The sequence below is a fragment of the Neomesorhizobium albiziae genome (assembly GCF_900114255.1).
Lineage (GTDB): Bacteria > Pseudomonadota > Alphaproteobacteria > Rhizobiales > Rhizobiaceae > Neomesorhizobium > Neomesorhizobium albiziae.
Genome location: NZ_FOSL01000001.1, coordinates 253985 through 274837, shown reverse-complemented (window position 1 = coordinate 274837; position 20853 = coordinate 253985). Strand labels below are relative to the sequence as shown.

General features: G+C 64.5%; 11 protein-coding genes. 7 read left to right on the top strand and 4 right to left on the bottom strand.

Annotated elements, in window-relative coordinates:
* Window positions 1–150: 150 nt before the first annotated feature.
* Entirely contained in the window at window positions 151–1938 is a 1788-nt protein-coding gene (locus F3H98_RS01310) for a glucan ABC transporter ATP-binding protein/ permease (protein ID WP_149757481.1), read from the bottom strand.
* A 233-nt stretch (window positions 1939–2171) separates the two neighbouring features.
* Window positions 2172–10736, bottom strand: coding sequence for a glycoside hydrolase family 94 protein (locus F3H98_RS01305; protein ID WP_149757479.1), 8565 nt, complete (start codon window positions 10734–10736; stop codon window positions 2172–2174).
* A gap of 238 nt (window positions 10737–10974) precedes the next feature.
* Between F3H98_RS01305 and F3H98_RS01300 the strand changes: the two genes are divergently transcribed.
* Window positions 10975–11874, top strand: coding sequence for a UTP--glucose-1-phosphate uridylyltransferase (locus tag F3H98_RS01300; RefSeq protein WP_149757477.1), 900 nt, complete (start codon window positions 10975–10977; stop codon window positions 11872–11874).
* A 284-nt stretch (window positions 11875–12158) separates the two neighbouring features.
* A complete protein-coding gene (locus tag F3H98_RS01295; RefSeq protein WP_149757475.1) occupies window positions 12159–13376 on the top strand; it encodes a winged helix-turn-helix domain-containing protein in 1218 nt (405 codons plus the stop codon).
* A 144-nt stretch (window positions 13377–13520) separates the two neighbouring features.
* Here F3H98_RS01295 and F3H98_RS01290 read toward each other — a convergent pair whose 3' ends face one another.
* Window positions 13521–14321, bottom strand: a complete 801-nt coding sequence (locus tag F3H98_RS01290) for a creatininase family protein (protein ID WP_149757473.1) — start codon at window positions 14319–14321, stop codon at window positions 13521–13523.
* Between the two features lie 195 nt (window positions 14322–14516).
* A complete protein-coding gene (locus F3H98_RS01285; protein WP_149757471.1) occupies window positions 14517–14900 on the bottom strand; it encodes a RidA family protein in 384 nt (127 codons plus the stop codon).
* 253 nt (window positions 14901–15153) lie between these two features.
* Here F3H98_RS01285 and F3H98_RS01280 point away from each other — a divergent pair, with 253 nt between their 5' ends.
* The 5 genes from F3H98_RS01280 (at window position 15154) to F3H98_RS01260 (ending at window position 20848) form a co-directional block, all read left to right on the top strand.
* Window positions 15154–16158, top strand: a complete 1005-nt coding sequence (locus F3H98_RS01280; protein WP_149757469.1) for an ABC transporter substrate-binding protein — start codon at window positions 15154–15156, stop codon at window positions 16156–16158.
* Window positions 16159–16212: 54 nt separating this feature from the next.
* Window positions 16213–16989, top strand: coding sequence for an ABC transporter ATP-binding protein (locus F3H98_RS01275; protein ID WP_149757467.1), 777 nt, complete (start codon window positions 16213–16215; stop codon window positions 16987–16989).
* Complete coding sequence (locus F3H98_RS01270) at window positions 16986–17837, top strand: ABC transporter permease (protein ID WP_149757465.1); 852 nt, start codon at window positions 16986–16988, stop codon at window positions 17835–17837. The genes F3H98_RS01275 and F3H98_RS01270 overlap by 4 nt, the downstream gene beginning before the upstream one ends.
* 312 nt (window positions 17838–18149) lie before the next feature.
* Window positions 18150–19445 carry a cytosine deaminase gene (locus tag F3H98_RS01265; protein WP_149757463.1) on the top strand — a complete coding sequence of 432 codons (1296 nt, stop codon included), beginning with the start codon at window positions 18150–18152 and terminating at the stop codon, window positions 19443–19445.
* On the top strand, window positions 19445–20848 hold the full coding sequence (locus F3H98_RS01260; protein WP_149758344.1) for an FAD-binding oxidoreductase: 1404 nt from the start codon (window positions 19445–19447) through the stop codon (window positions 20846–20848). Before F3H98_RS01265 ends, F3H98_RS01260 begins: the two co-directional genes overlap by 1 nt.
* The last annotated feature ends 5 nt before the right edge of the window (window positions 20849–20853 follow it).

The window sequence follows — 20853 nt, the reverse complement described above, 5'->3', positions numbered from 1 at the left end:
TGCTTCGCCCGAGGATGACGATGGAGGTCACGCTGCCCCTCTCCCGTAACCCTTCGACAAGCTCAGGACGGGGAGAGGGAGAGGCGTCGGGCCACAAAAAAACCGCCAGCGTTTCCGCCAGCGGTTTTTGCTTGAAGAGACAGGTGCGGCTCAGGCGGCTTCGACGGGAACTTCCAGCGGAACCGAGATGCGGCTGAGGCGGCGCACTTCCTCGTCGTTGAGCAGGCCGCCGGCGCGCAGCAGACCGGCAAAGCGGCCGTTGCTGACAGCCAGTTCATGGAACGCGCCGGATTCGATGATCTGGCCGTTGTCCATGAAGATGACACGGTCGGCGTCGCGCACCGTGGTCAGCCGGTGGGCGATGATGAAGGTGGTGCGGCCGCTGCGCAGGTGATCGATAGCCTCCTTGACGCGCGCCTCGGTCTCGACGTCGAGCGCGCTGGTCGCTTCGTCGAGCACCAGGATCGGGGCGTCCTTCAGCACGGCGCGGGCAATCGCGATGCGCTGGCGCTCGCCGCCGGAGAGCTGGCCACCGCGTTCGCCGACGACGGTGTCGTAGCCATCGCTCTTCGACAGGATGAAATCCTGCGCGGCGGCGGCAACGGCGGCGGCGTGGACGTCCTGGTAGCTCGCGGTTTCGCGGCCGACGCGGATGTTGTCCTCGATCGAGCGGTTGAACAGGCCGGCATCCTGGAACACGCTGGCGATCGACTGGCGCAGCGACTTGCGGCTGACCGTGCGGGTGTCGATGCCGTCGACGAGGATGCGGCCTTCGTCCGGATCGTAGACGCGCTGCAAGAGGTTGATCAGCGTCGTCTTGCCGGCGCCGGTCGGGCCAACGATGGCAATGGTCTCGCCGGCCTGCACCTCGAAGGAAACCTCACGAACGCCCTGGCCACAGTTAGGGAAAGTGAAGCCGACGTTCTCGAAACGCACGTGGCCGGTCACCTTCGACAGCTCGCGCAGGCCTTCCGGCTCGCGGCGAAGTGCGGACGCATCTTGCATCTCGTAGAAGTCCACAAGCTTGGCGCGGGCTTCGAACACCTGGTTGACGAAGGCGCTGACCTGGTCGAGGCGGCTGATCAGCAGCGTCGCAAAGCCGGTGAAGGCAATGATCTCGCCGATCCGCAGTTCGCCGCGGCTGACCAGCAGCGCGCCGATCAAGAGCACGATCATCATCGACAGGGTCGAGGCGAGGCGGTGCATGGCGCTGGCCAGCGCCCACCAGTCGAGCACCGGATACTGCGCCTTGATCAGCTGGTTGGTGTAATCCTGCAGGGCCTTCGTTTCCTGGCCCACGCGGTTGTAGCTCTGCAGCACCGACACGTTGCCGATGGCGTCGCTGACATGCGAGAAGACCTTGTGGTAGTGGCGCTCGACGGCGGCCTGGCCGTCCTTGGTCTTGCGCATCACCAGCCGGCCGATGGCGACATAGAGAACGCCGAGGCACAAAAGCACGGCCGACATGCGCAGGTCGAGCGAGAGCGCGGTGGGGACGAGCAGAACCAGCGCGACGGCCGTCGACAGGTGCTGGCGCATGAATTCGAGCCACAGGCTGAACATCGCCTCGACGGCGCGCAGCAGCGTGTGCAGGGCGTGCGAGGTGCCGCGGGTGTGATGCCAGGAGAGCGGCATGGTGATGATGCGCTCGAAGGATTCCGTCAGCACGGCGGCGCGGCGCTCATGCGCAAGGCGGTCGGCGCCGCGGGCGACGAGCACGAAAGCGACGATGTTGAACGCGCCGAGGCAGGCCCAGATGGCGAGACTGGAGAAGAGATCGCGCTTGTCCGATATCGCATCGATGATGTTGCCGAACATGATCGGCTCGGCGATCGACACCATCGCCAGCACAATGTTGGCGGCGCAAATGAAGAAAACCCGCCGCTTTGCCGGTGCAAGGTGACGGAGCGCTCTCAGATAGACTTGGAACAAGGACACTATGCTACCCCCACGGGGAAAAATGGTGCAGTGCGATTGGCGTGACAGGTATCGCTAGATGAAGAACTTTACAATGCTGCTGGATGACGCAGGTTCCCTTGTCTTGGACAACAATATGCAGGATCGTTAATTTGATGTGATCGCGTAACGAACTGAGAAATAAGGAAAAATGGCCACACTACGGCGAAAGCAAGGCCCCGGCTCTAGTGGCTAGATCAATTCCGGCCCTGCCATTAGGCCGGAATCGTCACAAGAACATCGCTGTCGCCACTGTCTGAAAGCTCAATTGTGGAGCCTTTTATCTTGCGGCCGTTGACTTCAATGGCGGGAGTTCTTTTGTCGGGGGCTCTTTTGACCTGAATCTTATAGACAGCGCCCGCGAGATTTACTGTGGCGGCGAAGCCTTCCCAGTGGCTGGGCAGCCTCGGCTCGATGCGCAAGCGGTCGCTTTCCCTGCGAATGCCCAGGATTCCCTCGACTGCGGCGCGGTAAAGCCAGCCCGCCGAGCCCGTGTACCAGGTCCAGCCGCCGCGTCCGCCCTTGTCGCCTACGGAGTAGATGTCGGCGGCCACGACATAGGGCTCGACCCGATAATGTTCGGCGGCGTCGGCATCCAGCGCGTGGTTGACCGGGTTCAGCATCTGGAAGCAGCGCCAGGCATCGTCGACCCGGCCCATCTCCGCCAGGGCGATGACGAACCAGGTGGCGGCGTGGGTGTATTGCCCGCCATTTTCGCGAACGCCCGCCGGGTAGCTCTTGATGTAGCCCGGCTCCTTCTCCGTTTTGGAGAAGGGCGGCGTGAACAGCTTGACGATCTTCAGGTCCTCGTCGACCAGCCGCTTCATCGCCGAATCCATGGCGGTTGCCGAGCGCGCGGGGTCGCCGTGACCCGACAGCACGCTCCACGACTGGGCGATGGAATCGATCTGGCATTCGTCGGAATTGCGCGAGCCGAGCGGCGAGCCGTCGTCATAGGTGCCGCGACGATACCATTCGCCATCCCAGCCAGCGCCTTCGAGCGCCTTCTTCACGGTCTTGGCGTGTTTCAGCCAGGCATGGGCGCGCTTGCCGTCGTTCTGGCTTTCGGCGATCGGCGCAAAATCCTCCAGCGTTTTCAAAAGGAACCAGCCCAGCCACACACTTTCGCCGCGGCCTTCGGCGCCGACGCGGTTCATGCCGTCGTTCCAGTCGCCGCCGAGGATCAGCGGCAACCCGTCCGGACCCGTGCGCTGGACCGCGAGGTCGAGAGCGCGGGCGCAATGCTCGTAGAGGGGTGCGTTCTGCTTCGACACTTCCGGCGTGAAGAACGCGTCGTGTTCGCCCTCGGCCAGCTTCTGGCCTTCGATGAACGGGACGCTCTCGGCGAGAATGGAGACATCGCCGGTGACGCGGACATAATGCGCGACGGCGTAACCCAGCCACACCACGTCGTCCGAGATCAGGGTGCGCACGCCGGCATTGGTGCGCGGCAGCCACCAGTGCTGCACGTCGCCTTCGGGGAACTGCCGGCGCGCCGCGTTGAGAATCTGGTCGTGCGCCAGCTTTGGGTCATGCAGAAGCAGCGCCAGCGTATCCTGCAGCTGGTCGCGGAAGCCGAACGCGCCGCTCGCCTGGTAGAAGGCCGAGCGGGCGCGGATGCGGCAGGCGAGGCTCTGGTAGGGCAGCCAGTGGTTGACCATGGCGTCGAAGGCCTTGTCCGGCGTCTCCACCTGCAGCGTGTCGAGGAAGCCGCGCCAGGCACCATCGATTTCGGCCAGTCGCGCGTCGAAATCGACGGCGCGGTGACGCGCTACCAGTTCGCTCGCCTCCTGCGGCGAGCCGGCGTCGCCGAGCAGCCACAGGAGCTTTACTTCGCCGCTCGGCGCAATTTCGATGTCGCGCGCCATCGCCGCGCACGGGTCGGTGCCGGCCTCGATGCGGTTCGAGAGCGCGGCACCGCTGGCCACCGTTTCCGGCAAGGCGACGGAGCCGCGCGCGCCGATGAATTCGTGACGGTCGGCGGTGACGCTGTCGGCGGCCCTGTCGCCGGCCAGGAACGCCACCCGGTCGCCGAAGTCGAGGCTGTAAGCGTTGCGGGCAAGCACGGCACCCGTCTTGTCGTCCTGCGTGGGGACGATGTAGGGCGCCGAGCGCGGGCGGTTGGCGCCGAGCACCCATTCGGCATAGGCGTAGACGCGAAGCCGCAGCGGCACCGAACCGGAGTTGCGCAATGTCAGCCGCGAGATCTTCACCGGGTCGGTGGCGTCGACAAGCTGCGTAACCTCCATCGTCAGCGGACCGCGCCGGGCGCTGAAGGTGGAGAAGCCCTGGCCATGGCGGGCTTCGTAGACCACCGAGGTGTCGCGGGCGATCGAGGCAAAGGGCGAGAACGCCTTGCCGCTGGCATGGTCATAGACATAGATCGCCTCGCCGGGCCGGTTGGTGACCGGATCGTTCGACCACGGCGTGAGCTGGAAATCGCGGCTGTTGCGGCTCCAGGTGAAGGAGGCGCCTTCGGCCGAGGTGTGGAAGCCGAACGAGGCGTTGGCGATGACGTTGACCCAGGGCTGCGGCGTGGCGCGTTCGTCCGATAGCCGCACGACATAATCGCGGCCGTTGCGGTCGAAGCCGCCGAAGCCGTTCCAGAACGCCAGTTCGTCCGACGGGGCCGGCGTCTTGCCGACGGCGCGCAGCTTCGGCGTCGGCGTGGGCCGCGGACGCTCCTCGGACGGCTCGGCAGTCGCCAACGCCGCCAGGTCCGCGTCGCGGCTGGCGAGCGCGGTCGCCTCGGCACGTTCGAGCTGGTCGAAGATGGTGCCGTTGCGGGTGTGGAAGGCGATGCGGGCAGCACCAAGCAGCGTGCGGTAGGACGCCTCGTCCATCAGGTCGCGGCGCACCGCGAAGATGTGCTGGCGGGGTCCGAGCTCACGGCCACGCAGGCGGCTGTTCTCGCAGTGCCATTCGATCGCCTGCTGCAGGTCCTGGACATAGGAGGACGACTGCTCGTTGAGGATGACCAGATCGGCGACGAGGCCGCGGGCGCGCATGTACTCCTGAAAGCGCAGCGTCTGCGCGACGATCTCCAGGTCGGCCTGGTCGTCGATCCTCAACAGGAAGATCGGATAGTCGCCGGAGATCGCCATCGGCCATAGCGCCGACTGGCGACCGAGGCCCGACGCGATCGCCTGCGCGGCGACCCGCACCGACGGATCGGGATAGAGCAGGTAGCGGGCGAGCTTCTGGACGTTGGCGGCCTGGGTGAGGGTGAGGCCGATATGCCTGGTCTGCACCTGCGAGGCGGTCCAGGACAGCATCGCCTGGCGCGAGAAGCTTTCCGTGTGGTCGAGGCGCGAAATCGTCGCCTCGACTTCCTTGCGGTCGGCGCCGACGACGCTCCAGAAGGTGAGCGAGACCTTCTTGCGGGCCGGGATCCTGACCCGGCGTCGGATCGCGGCGATGGGATCGAGCACGAAGCCATGGGCGCCGGTGAGCTTTGCGCCGGGGTCGAATGCGGCGGCGTTGCCGATCGAGCGGCCGCGCCCGAGGAAAGCGCGCCTGTCGGTTTCGGCTTCGATGTCGCGGCCGAAGCCAGAACCGCCGGTGACGAAATGGCCGAACGCGAAGTCCGGATCGTTGTTGTCGCGCTTGCGGCGGCTGGCGAAGATCGTGTGCTTGTCTTCGGAAATCTCCGTCTCGACGAACATCTTGGAGAAGGCGGGGTGGGCGCTATCGGAAACCTCCTGAGCCAGCGCCAGTTCGGCGAACGAGGTCACGTCGATCAGGCGGTCGGTGGTGCCGCCATTGGTGATGGCGATGCGCCGGCCTTCGCCGTTGCCTTCGGAAATGACGATGCATTCGACTTCCGAGCGCAAGGTGCCGACCGACTTCACGAAGGTCGCCTTGTCATCGGAGAAGAGCGTCTGCAGCGTTTCGTCCGGCGCCTGCTTGGGCTCGGCCGTGGCCGACCACCATTCGCCTGTCTCGGCATCGGAAATGAACAGATAGGTGCCGAGCCGGTCCTCTGTCGGGTCGGGCTGCCAGCGGGTCACCGCCAGTTCGTCCCATTTGCTGTAGCCGGAACCGGTCGCCGTCACCATCACCGAGTAATGGCCGTTCGACATCAGGTTGGTGGAGCGCAGCGCGTGCAACGGATTGAGCACGATGCGGGTGTCGGGGCTCACCTCGACGACTTCGGCCTTGAGGCGTTCTTCCGCCTCCGGCTTGATCACCGCGATCGGGATGTCGCGCGGCGCCTTCTCCTGGAGCAGGAGTTCGGCCGCCTCGATGACGGGATCGCTGTGGAAGCGGTCGCGCATGCGGCCCTCGAAGATCGCGTTGGCGATCGCGACGATCGACATGCCGGAATGGTGGGCCATGTAGTTGTAGACGACAGCGCGGTGGTCGCCCTCGGGCACCCGCTGCGGTGTGAAGTCGACCGCGTCGTAGAAGCCAAAACGGCCCATCGCGCCGATCAGCCGAAGCCGGCGCAGGTTGTCGGTGGCTTCACGCGGCATGAACTGCGCGGCAAGCACCGTCGCATAGGGCGCGATCACCGTGTTCTGCGCCAGGCCGCGCTTTAGGCCCAGGCCGGGAACGCCGAAATTGGTGTACTGGTAGGTCATCTCGCGGTCGCGGCCGTTGTAGGCGGCCTCCGAGATGCCCCACGGGATCTGCTTCGAGCGGGCGTACTGGATCTGCCGCTTGATGACGAGGTGGTTGGTCTGGTTGAGGATGCCGCCCTGCGGCTCCTTCATCACCAGCGGCGGCATCAGGTACTCGAACATGGAACCCGACCACGACATCAGCGCGCCGCGGAAGCCGATCTCGACGATCGGCCGGCCGAGCCTGAACCAGTGTTCGGTCTGGATGTCGCCCTTGGCGATGGCGAACAGGCTGGTCAGCCGCGCTTCGGACGCGAGCAGGTCGTAGCAGCTTTCGTCGAGCTGGTGCTCGGCGACCCGGTAGCCGATCGACAACAGCTTGCGGTCTTCGCGCAGCAGGAAAGAGAAGTTCATCTCGAAGGCATATTTGCGGGCGCGGTCGCGCAACTGCTCCAGCCGCTTGCGCAAGGCCGCCAGGTTGCTCTGGTCGCTGTGCGCGTCATGCACATGCGCCTCGCAGGTGGCTTCCAGCTTGGCTGCCCAGCCGGCCAGTTCCTCGCTCCTGGGCGAACCCGTTTCGAGATGGATGGTGTCGGCAAGCTTGCGCAACTCCGCCGCGATGACGGCGAGGTTGATGGTGCGGATCGACGCCATCTCCGGTTCGTTCTTGATGGTGTCGACAGCGCGCCGCATGCCGCCGATGCGGTCGCGCAGCCGCTGGCGCAGCGGCCGCAACTGGCGACGGTCGTCGGGCAGCGCGTCGAGGGTCTCCTCGAGGATCACAACGGTATCAAGCAGCCCGTCGAAATCACCCTGCAGGTGCACGGCAGGCGCCTCGGCCCATTCCTGGCAGGCAGCGGCGAGCGCCACCAGATGGCCGGCGAGGTTGCCGCTGTCGACGCTCGAAATGTAGAGAGGGTAGAGGGGATTGAGGGTGCGCGTGTCGTACCAGTTGTAGAGATGGCCGCGGTGCCGCTCCATGCGCTCGATGGTCGACAGCGTTGCGTCGATGCGGTCGACGGCGTTGGCGAGGCTGATCCAGCCAAAGTCGCGGGCCGAGACGATCGACAGGAAATAGACGCCGATGTTGGTGGGCGAGGTGCGGCCGGCGACGACCGGCGCGGGGTTCTCCTGGAAATTGTCCGGCGGCAGGTGGTTGTGTTCGGCCGTCACGAAGGTCTCGAAATAGAGCCAGGTGCGGCGCGCGATGGAGCGCAGCCGCAAGCGGTCGGGCTCGGATATCTCCAGCCGGTCCTCGGTTTCGGCCGAACGGCTGACCAGCCAGGCGAAGACCGGCGACAGGATCCAGAACAGCGAGAAGATCAGGGCGAGATAAAGACCGGAGGACTTGAACAGGAGAGGCAGCAGCGGTCCGGCGAGCCCGATCACGACTGCGCCGTACATCATGCGGTAGTGGGCGCGGATGTCATTGCCGCGCGACTGTCCGGCCTGCGAGGCGGTGCGCCATTCCAGGAGATAGCGCCGGCTGACGAACAGCCGGTAGAGGGTGCGCACGATGGCGTCGCCCATCATCCACGCGGTGTCGGCGATCAGCATGATCTTCATGGCAACCTGCGCGGTGCCGAAAGCGAAGTCGCGGGCGAGCGCATTGACGTGGCCGCGCACGGTGGCGTCGCGGCTGTCGGGCAGCAGGGAATCGACAACGTCGAAGGTCAGCGCGACGAACAGGCTGAGGATCAGCAGCGCCTGCCACTGGACCGCCGCACTGAAGGGCAAAAGGGTCCAGCCGGCGATCGAGGCCAGCACCCACGCGATCGGGGTCAGCGAGCGGCGAAGGTTGTCCACCATCTTCCAGCGCGATAGCGCAGGAACGCCGGAAGCGCCGAAGATGAAGGGCAGGAGCTGCCAGTCGCCGCGCGCCCAGCGATGATGGCGCGAGGCGTCGACGGCGTAGCGGGTCGGATAGTCCTCGACCACCTCGACATCGGTGACCAACGCGGCGCGCGCCATCGAGCCCTCGAGAAGGTCGTGGCTGAGCACAGTGTTCTCGTCGATACGACCGTCAAGCGCCGCCTCCATCGCGTCGACGTGGTAGAGGCCCTTGCCGGTGAAGGTGCCGTCGCCGAAGACATCCTGGTAGAGATCCGAAACCGCAAAGACATACGGGTCGAGACCGCGATTGGCGGAGAACACCCGCTGGAAGAACGAAGCGTCGTCGCCGGTGGTCAGCGAGGCGGTGACGCGCGGCTGCAGGATGCCATAGCCGGTCTTGACGCAGCGGGTCACGGGATCGAGGACGGGACGGTTGAGCGGGTGGCCGAGCTTGCCGACCAGCCGGGTTACCGCCTCACGCGTCGTGCGGGTGTCGGCATCGAGCGTCATGACATAGACCACGCCCTCGGGAAGCGGGTCGGGCGAGGGCAGGAAGGTCGTGTCCGGGTCGCCGCGCAGCAGGCGGTTCAGTTCATGCAGCTTGCCCCGCTTGCGCTCCCAACCCATCCAGCTGCCCTGCGCCTCGTTGAAGAGGCGGCGGCGGTGCAGGACGTGGAAACGCGGCGAGCCCTCCAGCGGGTAGCGCCGGTTCAGCTTGGCGATCTCCTCGCGCGCGAAATCGAGCAGCTGCAGGTCCGCCGGTTTCTGTTCCAGATCGCTGTCGGGCCAGTCCGACAAAAGGGCGAAGCGGATGTCCCCCTTGCTGTTTGCCAGATAATGAACTTCGAGGTTGCGGACGTTTTCCTCGATCTCGTCGCGGGAACCGATAAGCACCGGAACCACGACCAGCGTGCGCTGGTCCGCGGGAATGCCATCCTTGTGTTCGTAGCCGACCAGACGCGTCGGCTTGAGGAACAACAGTACGGCGGTGTTGAAGAAGCCGAGTGTCGCTTCGGCGGCTGGCAGCGCAAACAGCACCAGCATCACCGCCACCGCGCCAGCGCCCAGTCCGAGGGCGGCGAGTGCAGCACCCGTCACCCACAGGAACAGCGCGGTGAGCAGGGCGACAGGCACAGCGATGCCCGCCCAGCCGCTTTTCTCGAACGACCGGAGGAACCGCTTGCCGAAAGTCGGCCGGTAGCCGATCTCTTGTTCCAGTTCCTCGCGCCGTGGCCCCACCAGCCAGAAGCCGATGTCATCCCCGCTGGGCACCCTGGTCTCGACGTCATCAACGGGAATGTCGGCCGCCTCTTCCGCAAGCTGAAGCGCACGGTCGGTGACGTAATATTCGCTGAGATTGGAACGGCGTGCCAGCTCTTCGATCGCCTGGCGGTACTGGTCGCGCGAGGGGAAATCGAGTGCCGCGAAATCAGTGCGTTCGCGCAACAGCGCGTCGACCCGGCTGATTTCCTCGAACCACTCCGTCCACTCGATGTCGTTGATCTTGCGCAGGCCGCGGATGATGTTGCCGGTGGTGACGTTGCCGCTGGAGAGCGTGCGGTGTTCGCCGATGATGATTTCTTCGGCGTCGGAGCCGGACTTTTCCAGCTCGCTTTCCAGCCAGACCAACGCATTTCCGGCATTCTGCGAACCGTCGCGCAGCCGATAGAGAAGCTGGGTGGCGAAAGTGGTGTCGCGCGCGTGCTCGGCGTAGCCGGCCAGGATGGTTTCGCGGCTGTCGCCGTCACCGGCGGCCAGCACCGCGTCAGCAACGGTGTTGGCGATGTGCCTGAGTTCGCGCGAGCGGTTCACGCGCAGCGCCAGCCGGCGCAAGTTCTCGGTCAGAACGAAACGCAGGAGCGAGGGCAGGGCCCAGAGCTCGCCGATGCGCAGCGGATCGACGGACTGGTAGCCTTCGACGATGGCCTGGAACATGTTGGCCGAAACGGTGCTGTCGACATGGGCGACGTAAATCCAGGCCAGCGCCAGCGCGCGGGGCACTTCGCGGCCGTTGACGGTAAGCGTCGGCAGTTCCCGGTAAAAGCGCCGCGGCAAGTCGCGGCGGATCTGGTAGATGGTTTCCTCGACCAGATAGTGGTTGTCGAGCAGCCACTGCGCCGCCGGCGTGATGGCTTCGCCGCGCGCCTGGGCGTCGTTGGTCAGCCGGTAGACTTCAAGAATCTTGGCCGCGTTTTCGCGGTTGCGTTCCTGGAAGTCGAAAGTTTCGAGCCCATGGAAGAATTCCAGCTCTCCCTTGGCAAGACTCTCGCCCAGTTTTCGGAGTTTCTCTTCTGGAAGAAAAGTCGAACGGATCGGTAGTTCGGCGTTTGCCGGAAGCGGGTGAATACCCTTTTCCAAATGGGTGGGCTCAGTCCGGATATTCATTCAGTCCAATCCATACAACACAAATCGAGCCGCTCCGTTGCCGGGGCAGCCCCACCCCTAAACCGATTCAGGATACCTTGGTTGCAACCTATATCCTGACGCCAAGGCAATTTCTATTTCGCGGCGCAACAAAAAGATTGTTGCGACGCCTGGGAACCGTCGCCAAATAACCGGGTTATTGGAGCATTCTGCGGCAGACACGTTCCGCCCCGTCTCAAATAATATTTCAGGAAGCATCATGCACCGGAAAATTCGGAAGGCCGTTATCCCTGCAGCCGGTTTTGGCACCCGTATGTTGCCGGCAACCAAAAGCATCCCGAAAGAACTCCTCACCATCGTCGACCGTCCGATACTCGACTATATCGTATCCGAAGCGTTTGCATCAGGTATCGAGCATGTCGTGATCGTCACCGGCCGCATGAAATCGGCCATCGAAGATCATTTCGACCATGCGTTCGAACTCGACGTCTCGCTGCGCAAGAGCGGCAAGCATGCCATAGCCGACCGGCTGGCCGGCGACACGCCAGGCGTCGGCGCTGTTTCGTTCGTGCGCCAGCAGGAAGCGCGCGGCCTCGGCCACGCCATCTGGACCGCCCGCCACATCGTCGGCGACGAACCGTTCGCGGTGCTTTTGCCCGACATGCTGATGGTGGCGGACGAGCCTTGCCTGAAGACGATGACCGACATCCATGCACGCCATGGCGGCAATGTGATCGCCGTGGAGAAATGCCTTCCGGAAGACGCGCACAAATTCGGCATCGTGTCGCTGAAGCCGACCGCCGATGGACCGCTGGTCAACGGCCTGGTCGAAAAGCCGGCGCCGGGCACCGCACCGACCAACTTCTTCATTTCGGGCCGCTACATCCTGCAACCGGAAATTTTCGGACTGCTCGAAAACCAGGAGCCAGGCGCGGGCGGCGAAATCCAGCTCACCGATGCGCTGGTGTCGCTGATGGGCATGCAGGAAATCCGTCCTCTGGAGTTTTCCGGCCGCACCTTCGATTGCGGCTCGCCGGCAGGCTTCGTCGCCGCCAACCTGCACATGGCCATGCAGCGCGCCGACATCGCCGAGCTGATCGGCCCGGAGATCGACCGGCTTGTGCCGGAGCGCGCCGATGCGGGATCGAGGGCTGCCTGAAGGCTGTGTTGATATTCAGGTGATGCCGGTCTGCAAAGGGCGGCTTTCTCCGCTTCCGGTGCTCACGTACCCAAACGTACGCTGCGCTCCGGTTCTCGAAATCCACCCTTTTCGCCTCGGCCTGACCTGAATCTCAAACACATCCTGTGCCTGAGGCGCCCCTCGTGCGGCGCTTCTGCGTTTTTGGCAGGAGCCTTTCCGGCATCAGCATTTTCCAGTTGCGCCAGCCTTCGCCAGCCGCATGCTGTCAGAAGCGACGAGCTGGCGACGGGAGCATTGATGGAATGACAGAAAAGATCTCGCTGAAATCGGCGCGCCGTATCGTGCTTGCCGCGCAAGGGTTCGCCGACCGGAAAGCGGGCGGCACAGTCGACCGCCGCCACCTGAAGAAGGTGCTGGCGCGGCTCGGACTGTTCCAGATCGATTCCGTCAGCGTCATCGTGCGCGCCCACTACATGCCGCTGTTCTCGCGGCTCGGGCCGTATCCGCAATCGCTGCTCGACGGGGCGTCCGTCGGGCGCAAGCGGCTTCTGTTCGAATACTGGGCGCACGAAGCCTCGCTGCTGCCGGTGGAAAGCTACCCGTTGATGCGCTGGCGCATGGAACAGGCGGGACGCGGCGAGGGTATATGGAAAGGCGTCGCGCGCTTCATGAAGGAGCGCGGCGATTTCGTCGAGGCGGTTTACCGCGAGGTCGAGGCGCGCGGGCCGATTGCCGGTTCCGATTTCGATGGCAAGCGCGGCTCCGGCGGCTGGTGGGGCTGGAGCGAAACCAAACACGCGCTGGAATGCCTGTTCTGGACCGGCCGGATCACCACCGCCGAACGCAAGCCGAGCTTCGAGCGGCTCTACGACCTGCCCGAACGGGTGCTGCCGAAATCCGTGCTGGCGATGCCGACGCCGGAGACGGCGGACGCGCATCGCGAATTGCTGCGTATCGCGTCGCGTGCGCTGGGCGTGGCGACCGCCAGCGACCTGCGCGATTATTTCCGCATGTCGCCGGGCAGCGCCGACCGCCGCATCGCCGAACTGGTCGAGGCCGGCGAACTGATGCCGGTCAAGGTCGAGGGCTGGACCAGCAAGGCCTATCTCGACCCGAAGGCGCGCAAGCCGCGCAAGGTCGAGGCCAGGGCGCTGCTGGCGCCGTTCGACCCGCTGGTGTGGGAGCGGGGGCGCACCGAGCGGCTGTTCGATTTCCACTACAGGATCGAGATCTACACGCCGGCCGACAAGCGGGTGTACGGCTATTATGTGCTGCCGTTCCTGCTCGGCGAGAGGCTGGTCGGACGAGTTTCGCTGAAAGCCGACCGGTCGAGCGGCAAGCTTCTGGTGCACGCCGCCTACGCCGAAGAGCATGCGCCAGACCACACCGCCGAAGCGCTGCTTGGCGAGCTGAGGAGCATGGCGGCCTGGCTGGAGCTCGACGGCATCGAAATCACCGATGCCGGCAACCTGGCGCCGGCACTGATCGATGCGGCAGGTGGGGCGAGGATCGCTGCGTAGGGTGTGTCGATATTCAGGTGAGGCCGGCCTGCAAATGGCGGCTTTCTGCGCTTCCGGTGCTCACGTACCCAAATGTACGCTGCGCTCCGGTTCTCGAAATCCACCCTTTTCGCCTCGGCCTGACCTGAATCTCAACACATCCCGTCAGGGCAGCCAATCGGCGAGGCGCGCCTTGGTGATGTCGCGCAGCAGCCGGATGAAACCTTCGGCCTGGAACTCGGCGGTGAGGCGGCCCTTTTCAGCGGTGGCGATGCTGGCGTCGCCGACCACGCCATGCGGGTTCAGGTCGGTGGCGATCCAGGCGAAGGCATGGGTGCCGGTCTGCCGCAACAGCTCGAATTCCCGTTCGGCGCGGGCGACATTGGAGACGAAATTCTCCGCCTTGCCCATGTCGACCAGATCGGGCCGGAAATGCAGCATCAGCGAGGTCTCGACGTCGCCGCCATGGATGCCATGGCGGTCTTCCAGATCGGTGTACATGCCGGCCGGCCGGCCGAAGCGCTGCCAGCTCGTCTTCACCGACAGCATGGAAAAGCGCACCCGCAATTCACGTGACACGATGCCCATGATCTCTTCGTTGCCGCCATGCGAATTGACGAACACCAGCTTCCGCACGCCGGCGCGGGCGACCGAGGCGCCGAGCTCCGTCCAGGCATCGATGAGCGTGGCTGCCGGCAAGGTGAGCGTGCCCGGCGCATAGAGATGCTCGTTCGACTTGCCAACCGCCTGGACAGGCAGGAAGCGCACGTCGAGTTCGTCGGGGAGGCGGTCGATCACCGCTTCCAGCATGCCGTGCATGATCGTCGTGTCGGTCGAGACCGGCAGATGCGGGCCATGTTGTTCGATCGCCGCGACCGGAATGACGGCGACGGTCGTTTCCGGATCGATCGCGGCATATTCGGTGGTCCTGTAGTCGCCCCACCAAGCGCGTTTTTTTGACACCATGAACCGCCCTTCCGTAGTTCCGTCGTCGTCGGCGCCGCCCCTCATCCTTACCCTCTCCCCGTGAAGAACGGGGAGAGGGGGATCGCCGAGGTTGCCGCTTCTCCCTTCTCCCCGTTCTTACGGGGAGAAGGTGCCGGCAGGCGGATGAGGGGCGGCGTTTGTGAATGATCTAGCGGGATAGCCGCGACCTGTCGATTACCCCGCCGCGATCGCCTCGATCTCGACCTTGAATTCCGGGCGGGCAAAGCCCGAAACGATCATCAAGGTGGAAGCCGGGGCGGGATCGGAAAACAGCCGGTCGCGGACATCCATGTAGGCGCGGAGATAGGTGCGCTCGGTGACATAGGCGTTGATACGCACGATGTCCGACAGTTTCAGCCCGGCTTCGCCGAGGATCGCTGCGATGTTGGAAAAGCAGAGTTCGGCCTGCGCGCCGGCGTCTTCCGGAATGGTGTCATCAGGCCCGATGCCGACCTGGCCGGAGCACAGCACGAGCCGTTTTCCAGCGGGCACCTCGACGCCATGGCTGTAGCGCGCGAAGGGCGGCTTGATCGTCTTCGGGGTCAGGAAGCTGAACATTTCAATCTCCGGCTGGGGGCAGCACCCTAGAGCCACAGGGATAGGTGGTTCAAGCGTTTCCGGTGTTCCGGCCTGATGGACAGCCGCCCTGAAAATGGGCACGATGATGACGCAAGCAGCAAGCGCGGGTCCGAAGTTCCACCATAGGCGGGAAAATCCGGAAGAGGCTTTGTGGCACGTGTCTTGCGTGGGCGACCGTGGGTTTTCGAAATGCCCGCGCGCGAGGCGCGGGCCAGAAAAAAGGGTGGTCTCGATGACGATTAAGTTCAGGACGTCGGTTACGGCATTCGCGGTGCTGGCGGCTTCCGCGCCAGCGGCCTTTGCCGCCGAAAAAGTCACCTTCATGACCAACTGGCTGGCTCAGGCCGAACATGGCGGCTACTACCAGGCCGTCGCCGACGGCACCTATGCAGCCTGCGGCCTCGACGTGACGATCTCACCGGGCGGTCCGCAGGTCAGCGGGCGTCCGCTGCTTCTGGCCGGCAAAATCGACTTCTACATGGGCGGCAATCTTTTGCAGGCCTTCGACGCGGTGCAGCAGGACATTCCGCTGAGGATCGTCGCGGCTTCCTTCCAGAAGGAGCCGCAGGTGGTGATGTCGCATCCGGGGCAGGGCCTCGACAAATGGGAAGACCTGAAGAACGCCGAGCAGTACATTCTGGGTGACGAGGGAGCCCAGAGCTTCTTCCAGTGGATGATCACCGACTACGGCTTCGATCCGGCCAAGCGGGCGCCTTACACCTATAATACGGCGCCGTTCATCGCCGATCCCAAATCGATCCAGCAGGGCTATGTGACCTCCGAGCCCTTCGCGGTGGAGAAGGAGGGCGGCTTCAAGCCCAACACCTTCCTGCTCGCCGACTACGGTTTCACCACCTATGCGACGACAATCGAGGCCATGCAGGACACGATCGACAAGCGGCCGCAGGTCGTCCAGTGCTTCGTCGATGGCTCGGCCAAGGGCTGGTACAACTATCTCTATGGCGACAACGCCGCAGCCAACGCGATGATCAAGAAGGACAACCCGGACATCACCGACGAGCAGATCGCCTTCTCGATCAGGCAGATGAAGGATTTCGGCATCGTCGATTCCGGAGATGCCGAAAAGCTCGGCATCGGCGCCATGACCGACGAGCACATCGCCAAATTCTACGAGACCATGGTGAAGGCCAAGGTCGTGCCGGAAGGGCTGGACATCAAGAAGGCCTACACGCTCGACTTCGTGAACAAGGGCGTCGGGCTCGACCTGAAAAAGTGAGCCTGGCCGTTTCAAGCATGCTTCTACAGCCAGACGTACGAACGGAGTGGGGCGATGAGTGATGGCGCTCCACTCCTGGTGATGAACAATGTCGGCAAGACATTTTCCAACGGCGTCACCGCGCTCGACGGCGTCAACCTGACCATACGCGAAGGCGATTTCGTCAGCCTGCTAGGACCTTCCGGCTGCGGCAAGTCGACGGCGCTGCGCCTCATCGCCGGCCTGTCGATGCCGACGACCGGCCGGCTCGAGTGGCGCAAGGCAGTGGGCGACGACTGCGTCGGTTTCGTGTTCCAGGAACCGACGCTGCTGCCCTGGGCGAGCGTCTTCGACAATGTCTGGCTGCCGCTGCGGCTGCGCGGTGTGTCGCGCAAGGAGGCCGCCCCCGTGGTCGGCGAGTTGCTCGAACGCGTGCATCTGTCGGGTTTCGAGAACGCAGTGCCGCGGGAATTGTCGGGCGGCATGAAGATGCGGGTCTCCATCGCACGCGGGCTGGTGACGAAGCCACGCGTGCTGCTGATGGATGAGCCGTTTGCAGCACTCGACGAGATCACCCGCTTCAAGCTCAACAACGACCTGCTCGAACTCTGGCAGGACGAGCGGTTCACCGTCGTTTTCGTCACCCACAGCGTGTTCGAAAGCGTTTTCCTGTCCAACCGCATCGTCGTCATGGCGGCGAGGCCGGGCCGCGTGCATGACGAAATCGCCATCGATGCCGCCTATCCGCGAGACGACTCTTTCCGGACATCCCCCGACTACGCGGCACTGTGCCGGCAGGCATCGGACGTGCTGGTGGAAGCGATCAATTCAACGCGTGGAGCGGCGGCATGACGGCGGTCGAAAACCCCGTGGTAGCGCTCGATCCGGAGGAAGCACGGCGGCTGCGCAACGCGCGGCTGGAGCGCATCGGGCGCTGGCTGTTGCCGCTGATCATCATGGCGCTGGCGATCTTCCTGTGGGACCGCATCTGCGTCTGGAACGGCATCCCGCAATATATCCTGCCGCGGCCGGGCGTGGTTCTGAAAACACTCGTCAACGATGCCGGCCTGCTGTTCGGGTCGCTGCTGGTGACGCTGAAGATCACGTTTCTCGGCCTTGCGCTGGCGGTGATCGGCGGCGTCGGGCTGGCCGTGCTGTTCACCCAGTCGAAATGGGTGGAGATGTCGTTCTTTCCGTTCGCTGTGGTGCTGCAGGTAACGCCGATCGTGGCGATCTTTCCGCTGATCAACATCTACGTCGACAACCAGACCGCCAAGCTTCTGCTTTGCGCGTGGATCGTCGCCTTTTTCCCGATCCTGTCCAATACGACGCTCGGCCTGAATTCGGTGGACCGCAACCTGCTCGACCTGTTCCGGCTGAACGGCGCGACGCGCTGGCAAGAGCTGTGGCATCTGCGCCTGCCGGCGGCGATGCCGTATTTTCTCGGCGGCCTGAAGATCGCCGGCGGCCTGTCGCTGATCGGCGCTGTGGTGGCGGAGTTCGTCGCCGGCGCCTCCGGCCAGTCGTCGGGTCTTGCCTCGCGCATCATCGAGGCCGGCTACCGGCTCAACGCGCCGCGGCTTTTCGCGGCGCTGATCCTCATTTCGCTGACCGGCATCGTCATCTTCCTGGTGCTGTCGCTTGTTTCGCATCTCGCCTTGCGCCGTTGGCACGAGAGCGCATTGAAGCAGGAGCGGTAGGGTGTTTGAAGGTTTGGCGCTCGACGTTGCCCCCCTCTGTCCTGCCGGACATCTCCTCCTCAAGGGCAGGGCAATCGCATATATGTGGTCGACCCCCACTCCGGTTTGCTTTGCAAACCACCTCTCCCCCGATCGACGGGGGAGAGGAAGCGCTGGCCGCTATGCCGGGCTTCCCTTCCTCTCCCTCCGGAGGGGGGAGAGGTGGCCCGCAGGGCCGGAGTGGGGGAAGACAGAACCCATATGCGATAGCCCCGCCCTCAAGGGAGGAGATTGGCCGCTTCAGCGCAGGGCCAAACTCCCGGAATGCTCCCGATGATTCCCACATCCGGCGCATACATCCTCGCCAACGCCCGCGTGAATCAATCGCTGACGCCGGGTCTCGATACGGCGTTCGACAGCGACGGGTTCGCGCTTGCCGACATCGCGGTGGATGGCGGCAAGGTTGCGTCGATTGGAGCGGCGGGAGCGCCACCCGAGGGAGCCATCGATCTGGCCGGCCGCATCGTGCTGCCGGCTTTCGTCGACTGCCACACTCATATCGACAAGGGCCACATCTGGCCGCGCGCACCCAATCCGGACGGCTCCTTCATGGGCGCGCTCAACGCTAACGGCGCCGACCGCAGGGCGCGCTGGACGGCAAGGGATGTGGCGCGGCGCATGGATTTCTCGCTGCGCTCGGCCTATGCGCACGGCACCAAGGCACTGCGCACGCATATCGACAGCGAAGGGCCGCAAGGCGAAATCTCATGGCCGGTCTTCACCGAGATGCGCGAGCGCTGGCGCGGCCGCATCGACCTGCAGGGAGCCTGCCTGTTCGGCATCGAGGCGGCGCGCGACAAGAAATGGTTCGCAGGCCTCGTCAGCCAAGTCGCGGCGGCGGGCGGCGTGCTCGGCGCGGTCACCTACATGGTGCCCGACCTGGAGGAGCTGCTCGACCGCATCTTCGCAGCCGCAATGGAGCACGGGCTCGATCTCGATTTCCACGCCGACGAGACGGACGCGGTGTCGGCGATTTCGCTGAAGAAGATCGCCGAAGCGGCGTTGTGGAACAGTTTCGACGGAAAGATACTGGTCGGCCACTGCTGCTCGCTGTCGCGGCAGCCCGACCTCGATGTGCTGGATACGCTGGACAAGGTGGCGCACGCTGGCATCGCCGTCGTGTCCTTGCCGATGTGCAATCTCTATCTGCAGGACCGGCGCCACGACGCCACCACTCCGCGCTGGCGTGGCGTCACGCTGCTGCATGAAATGAAGGCGCGGGGCATCCCGGTCGCCGTCGCCTCCGACAACACGCGCGACCCGTTCTACGCTTATGGCGATCTCGACATGCTGGAGGTCTACCGCATGGCAACCCGTATCCTGCATTTCGACCACCCGGTCGGCGACTGGCCCAAGACAATCGCCGCCACGCCGGCAGCAGTGATGCGGCTCGACGGGACGGGCGTGCTGGCGAGCGGCGGGGCGGCCGATTTCATTGTCTTCAAGGGCCGGAGCTGGACCGAACTCCTGTCGCGGCCGGAACATGACCGCATCGTCGTGCGCGCTGGCCAGGCGATCGCGCGCGACATTCCCGACTATGCCGAACTCGACGACCTGATGGTGGAATGATGGATCTTTTGGCGCTGAAGCGTGAACTCGACGGCATGAAGATCGAGGACAACGAAAAGATCGTCCAGCAGAAGAGCCGCGACTTCTATTGGTACAGCCCTGTGCTGAAGCGCCAGCTCGACCATGTTACCGGCGACCTGATCGTTTCGCCGAAAAGCGAGGCCGAGGTGATCCGCGTGCTCGCCGCCTGCCACAGGCTCGGCATTCCGGTGACGCCGCGCGGCACCGGCACCGGCAATTACGGACAGGCGATGCCGCTTTCGGGCGGCGTCGTGCTGTCGCTGGCCGAGATGAACGAGATCAAGGCGATTTCGCCAGGCCGGGTCGTGACCGGCCCCGGCGCCATCCTCGCCGACATCGACCGGGCGACGCGGGCACATTCGAGCCAGGAACTGCGTATCCACCCCTCGACCTACAACACGGCCTCGATCGGCGGCTTCATCGCCGGCGGTTCGGGGGGCGTCGGTTCGATCAATTTCGGCGGGTTGCGCGATTTCGGCAATGTGCTGAGGCTGCGCGTCGTCACCATGGAGGCCCGACCCAAGGTGCTGGAACTCACCGGCGAGGATTTGCACAAGGTGACCCACGCCTACGGCACCAACGGCATCATCACAGAAGTGGAGATGCCGCTGACGGCGGCATACGACTGGGTCGACGTTATCGTGGGCTTCGACACATTCATGGGGGCAGCGCGCTATGGCAACGCGCTTGCCTGCCAGGACGGCCTGCTCACCAAGCTGATCACGCCGATCGCCGCACCCGTGCCGCAGCTCTACTTCAAGCGCCACAGCAAGTTTTTCGCCGAGGGGCAGAGCATCGTCGCCGTGATGGTGGCGCCGCATGCGCTCGATGCCTTCCTGGCCTTCACCCGCCGCGAGGGCGGCGCGGTCGCCTTCAACGCCGCGACGGCGAGCGATGACGACAGGAAGGGTCTGCCGCCGGCCTATGAACTAGCCTGGAACCACACGACGCTCCGGGCGCTGCGGGTCGATCCGTCGATCACCTACCTGCAGTCGCTCTACCCGTTCCCCAACCATCTTGCGCTGGTCGAAAAGATGGACGGGATGTTTCCCGGCGAGGTGTTTTCGCACCTCGAATTCGTGCGCTTCGACGGCAACATCACCTGCTTCGGCCTGAACCTGGTGCGCTTCACCACCGAGGAGCGCCTCGACGAGATCGTGAGGCTGTTCGAGGAGAATGGCTGCCCGATCTTCAACCCGCACCGCTACACGCTGGAGGAGGGCGGCATGAAGCAGACCGACGACATCCAGCTTGCCTTCAAACGCGAGGCGGACCCCCAAGGCCTGCTCAACCCCGGCAAGATGATCGCCTGGGAAAACCCGGACTACGATTATCGCAGCGGCAAGACGTTCCTGTTCAAGGGCCTGCAGAAGGCGAGCTGACGGGG

Excerpts from the sequence above, each read along its gene's own strand:
- F3H98_RS01305 (WP_149757479.1), bottom strand. The coding sequence starts at position 10,736 with ATGAATATCCGGACTGAGCCCACCCATTTGGAAAAGGGTATTCACCCG.
- F3H98_RS01300 (WP_149757477.1), top strand. The coding sequence starts at position 10,975 with ATGCACCGGAAAATTCGGAAGGCCGTTATCCCTGCAGCCGGTTTTGGC.
- F3H98_RS01295 (WP_149757475.1), top strand. The coding sequence starts at position 12,159 with ATGACAGAAAAGATCTCGCTGAAATCGGCGCGCCGTATCGTGCTTGCC.
- F3H98_RS01290 (WP_149757473.1), bottom strand. The coding sequence starts at position 14,321 with ATGGTGTCAAAAAAACGCGCTTGGTGGGGCGACTACAGGACCACCGAA.
- F3H98_RS01285 (WP_149757471.1), bottom strand. The coding sequence starts at position 14,900 with ATGTTCAGCTTCCTGACCCCGAAGACGATCAAGCCGCCCTTCGCGCGC.
- F3H98_RS01280 (WP_149757469.1), top strand. The coding sequence starts at position 15,154 with ATGACGATTAAGTTCAGGACGTCGGTTACGGCATTCGCGGTGCTGGCG.
- F3H98_RS01275 (WP_149757467.1), top strand. The coding sequence starts at position 16,213 with ATGAGTGATGGCGCTCCACTCCTGGTGATGAACAATGTCGGCAAGACA.
- F3H98_RS01270 (WP_149757465.1), top strand. The coding sequence starts at position 16,986 with ATGACGGCGGTCGAAAACCCCGTGGTAGCGCTCGATCCGGAGGAAGCA.
- F3H98_RS01265 (WP_149757463.1), top strand. The coding sequence starts at position 18,150 with ATGATTCCCACATCCGGCGCATACATCCTCGCCAACGCCCGCGTGAAT.
- F3H98_RS01260 (WP_149758344.1), top strand. The coding sequence starts at position 19,445 with ATGGATCTTTTGGCGCTGAAGCGTGAACTCGACGGCATGAAGATCGAG.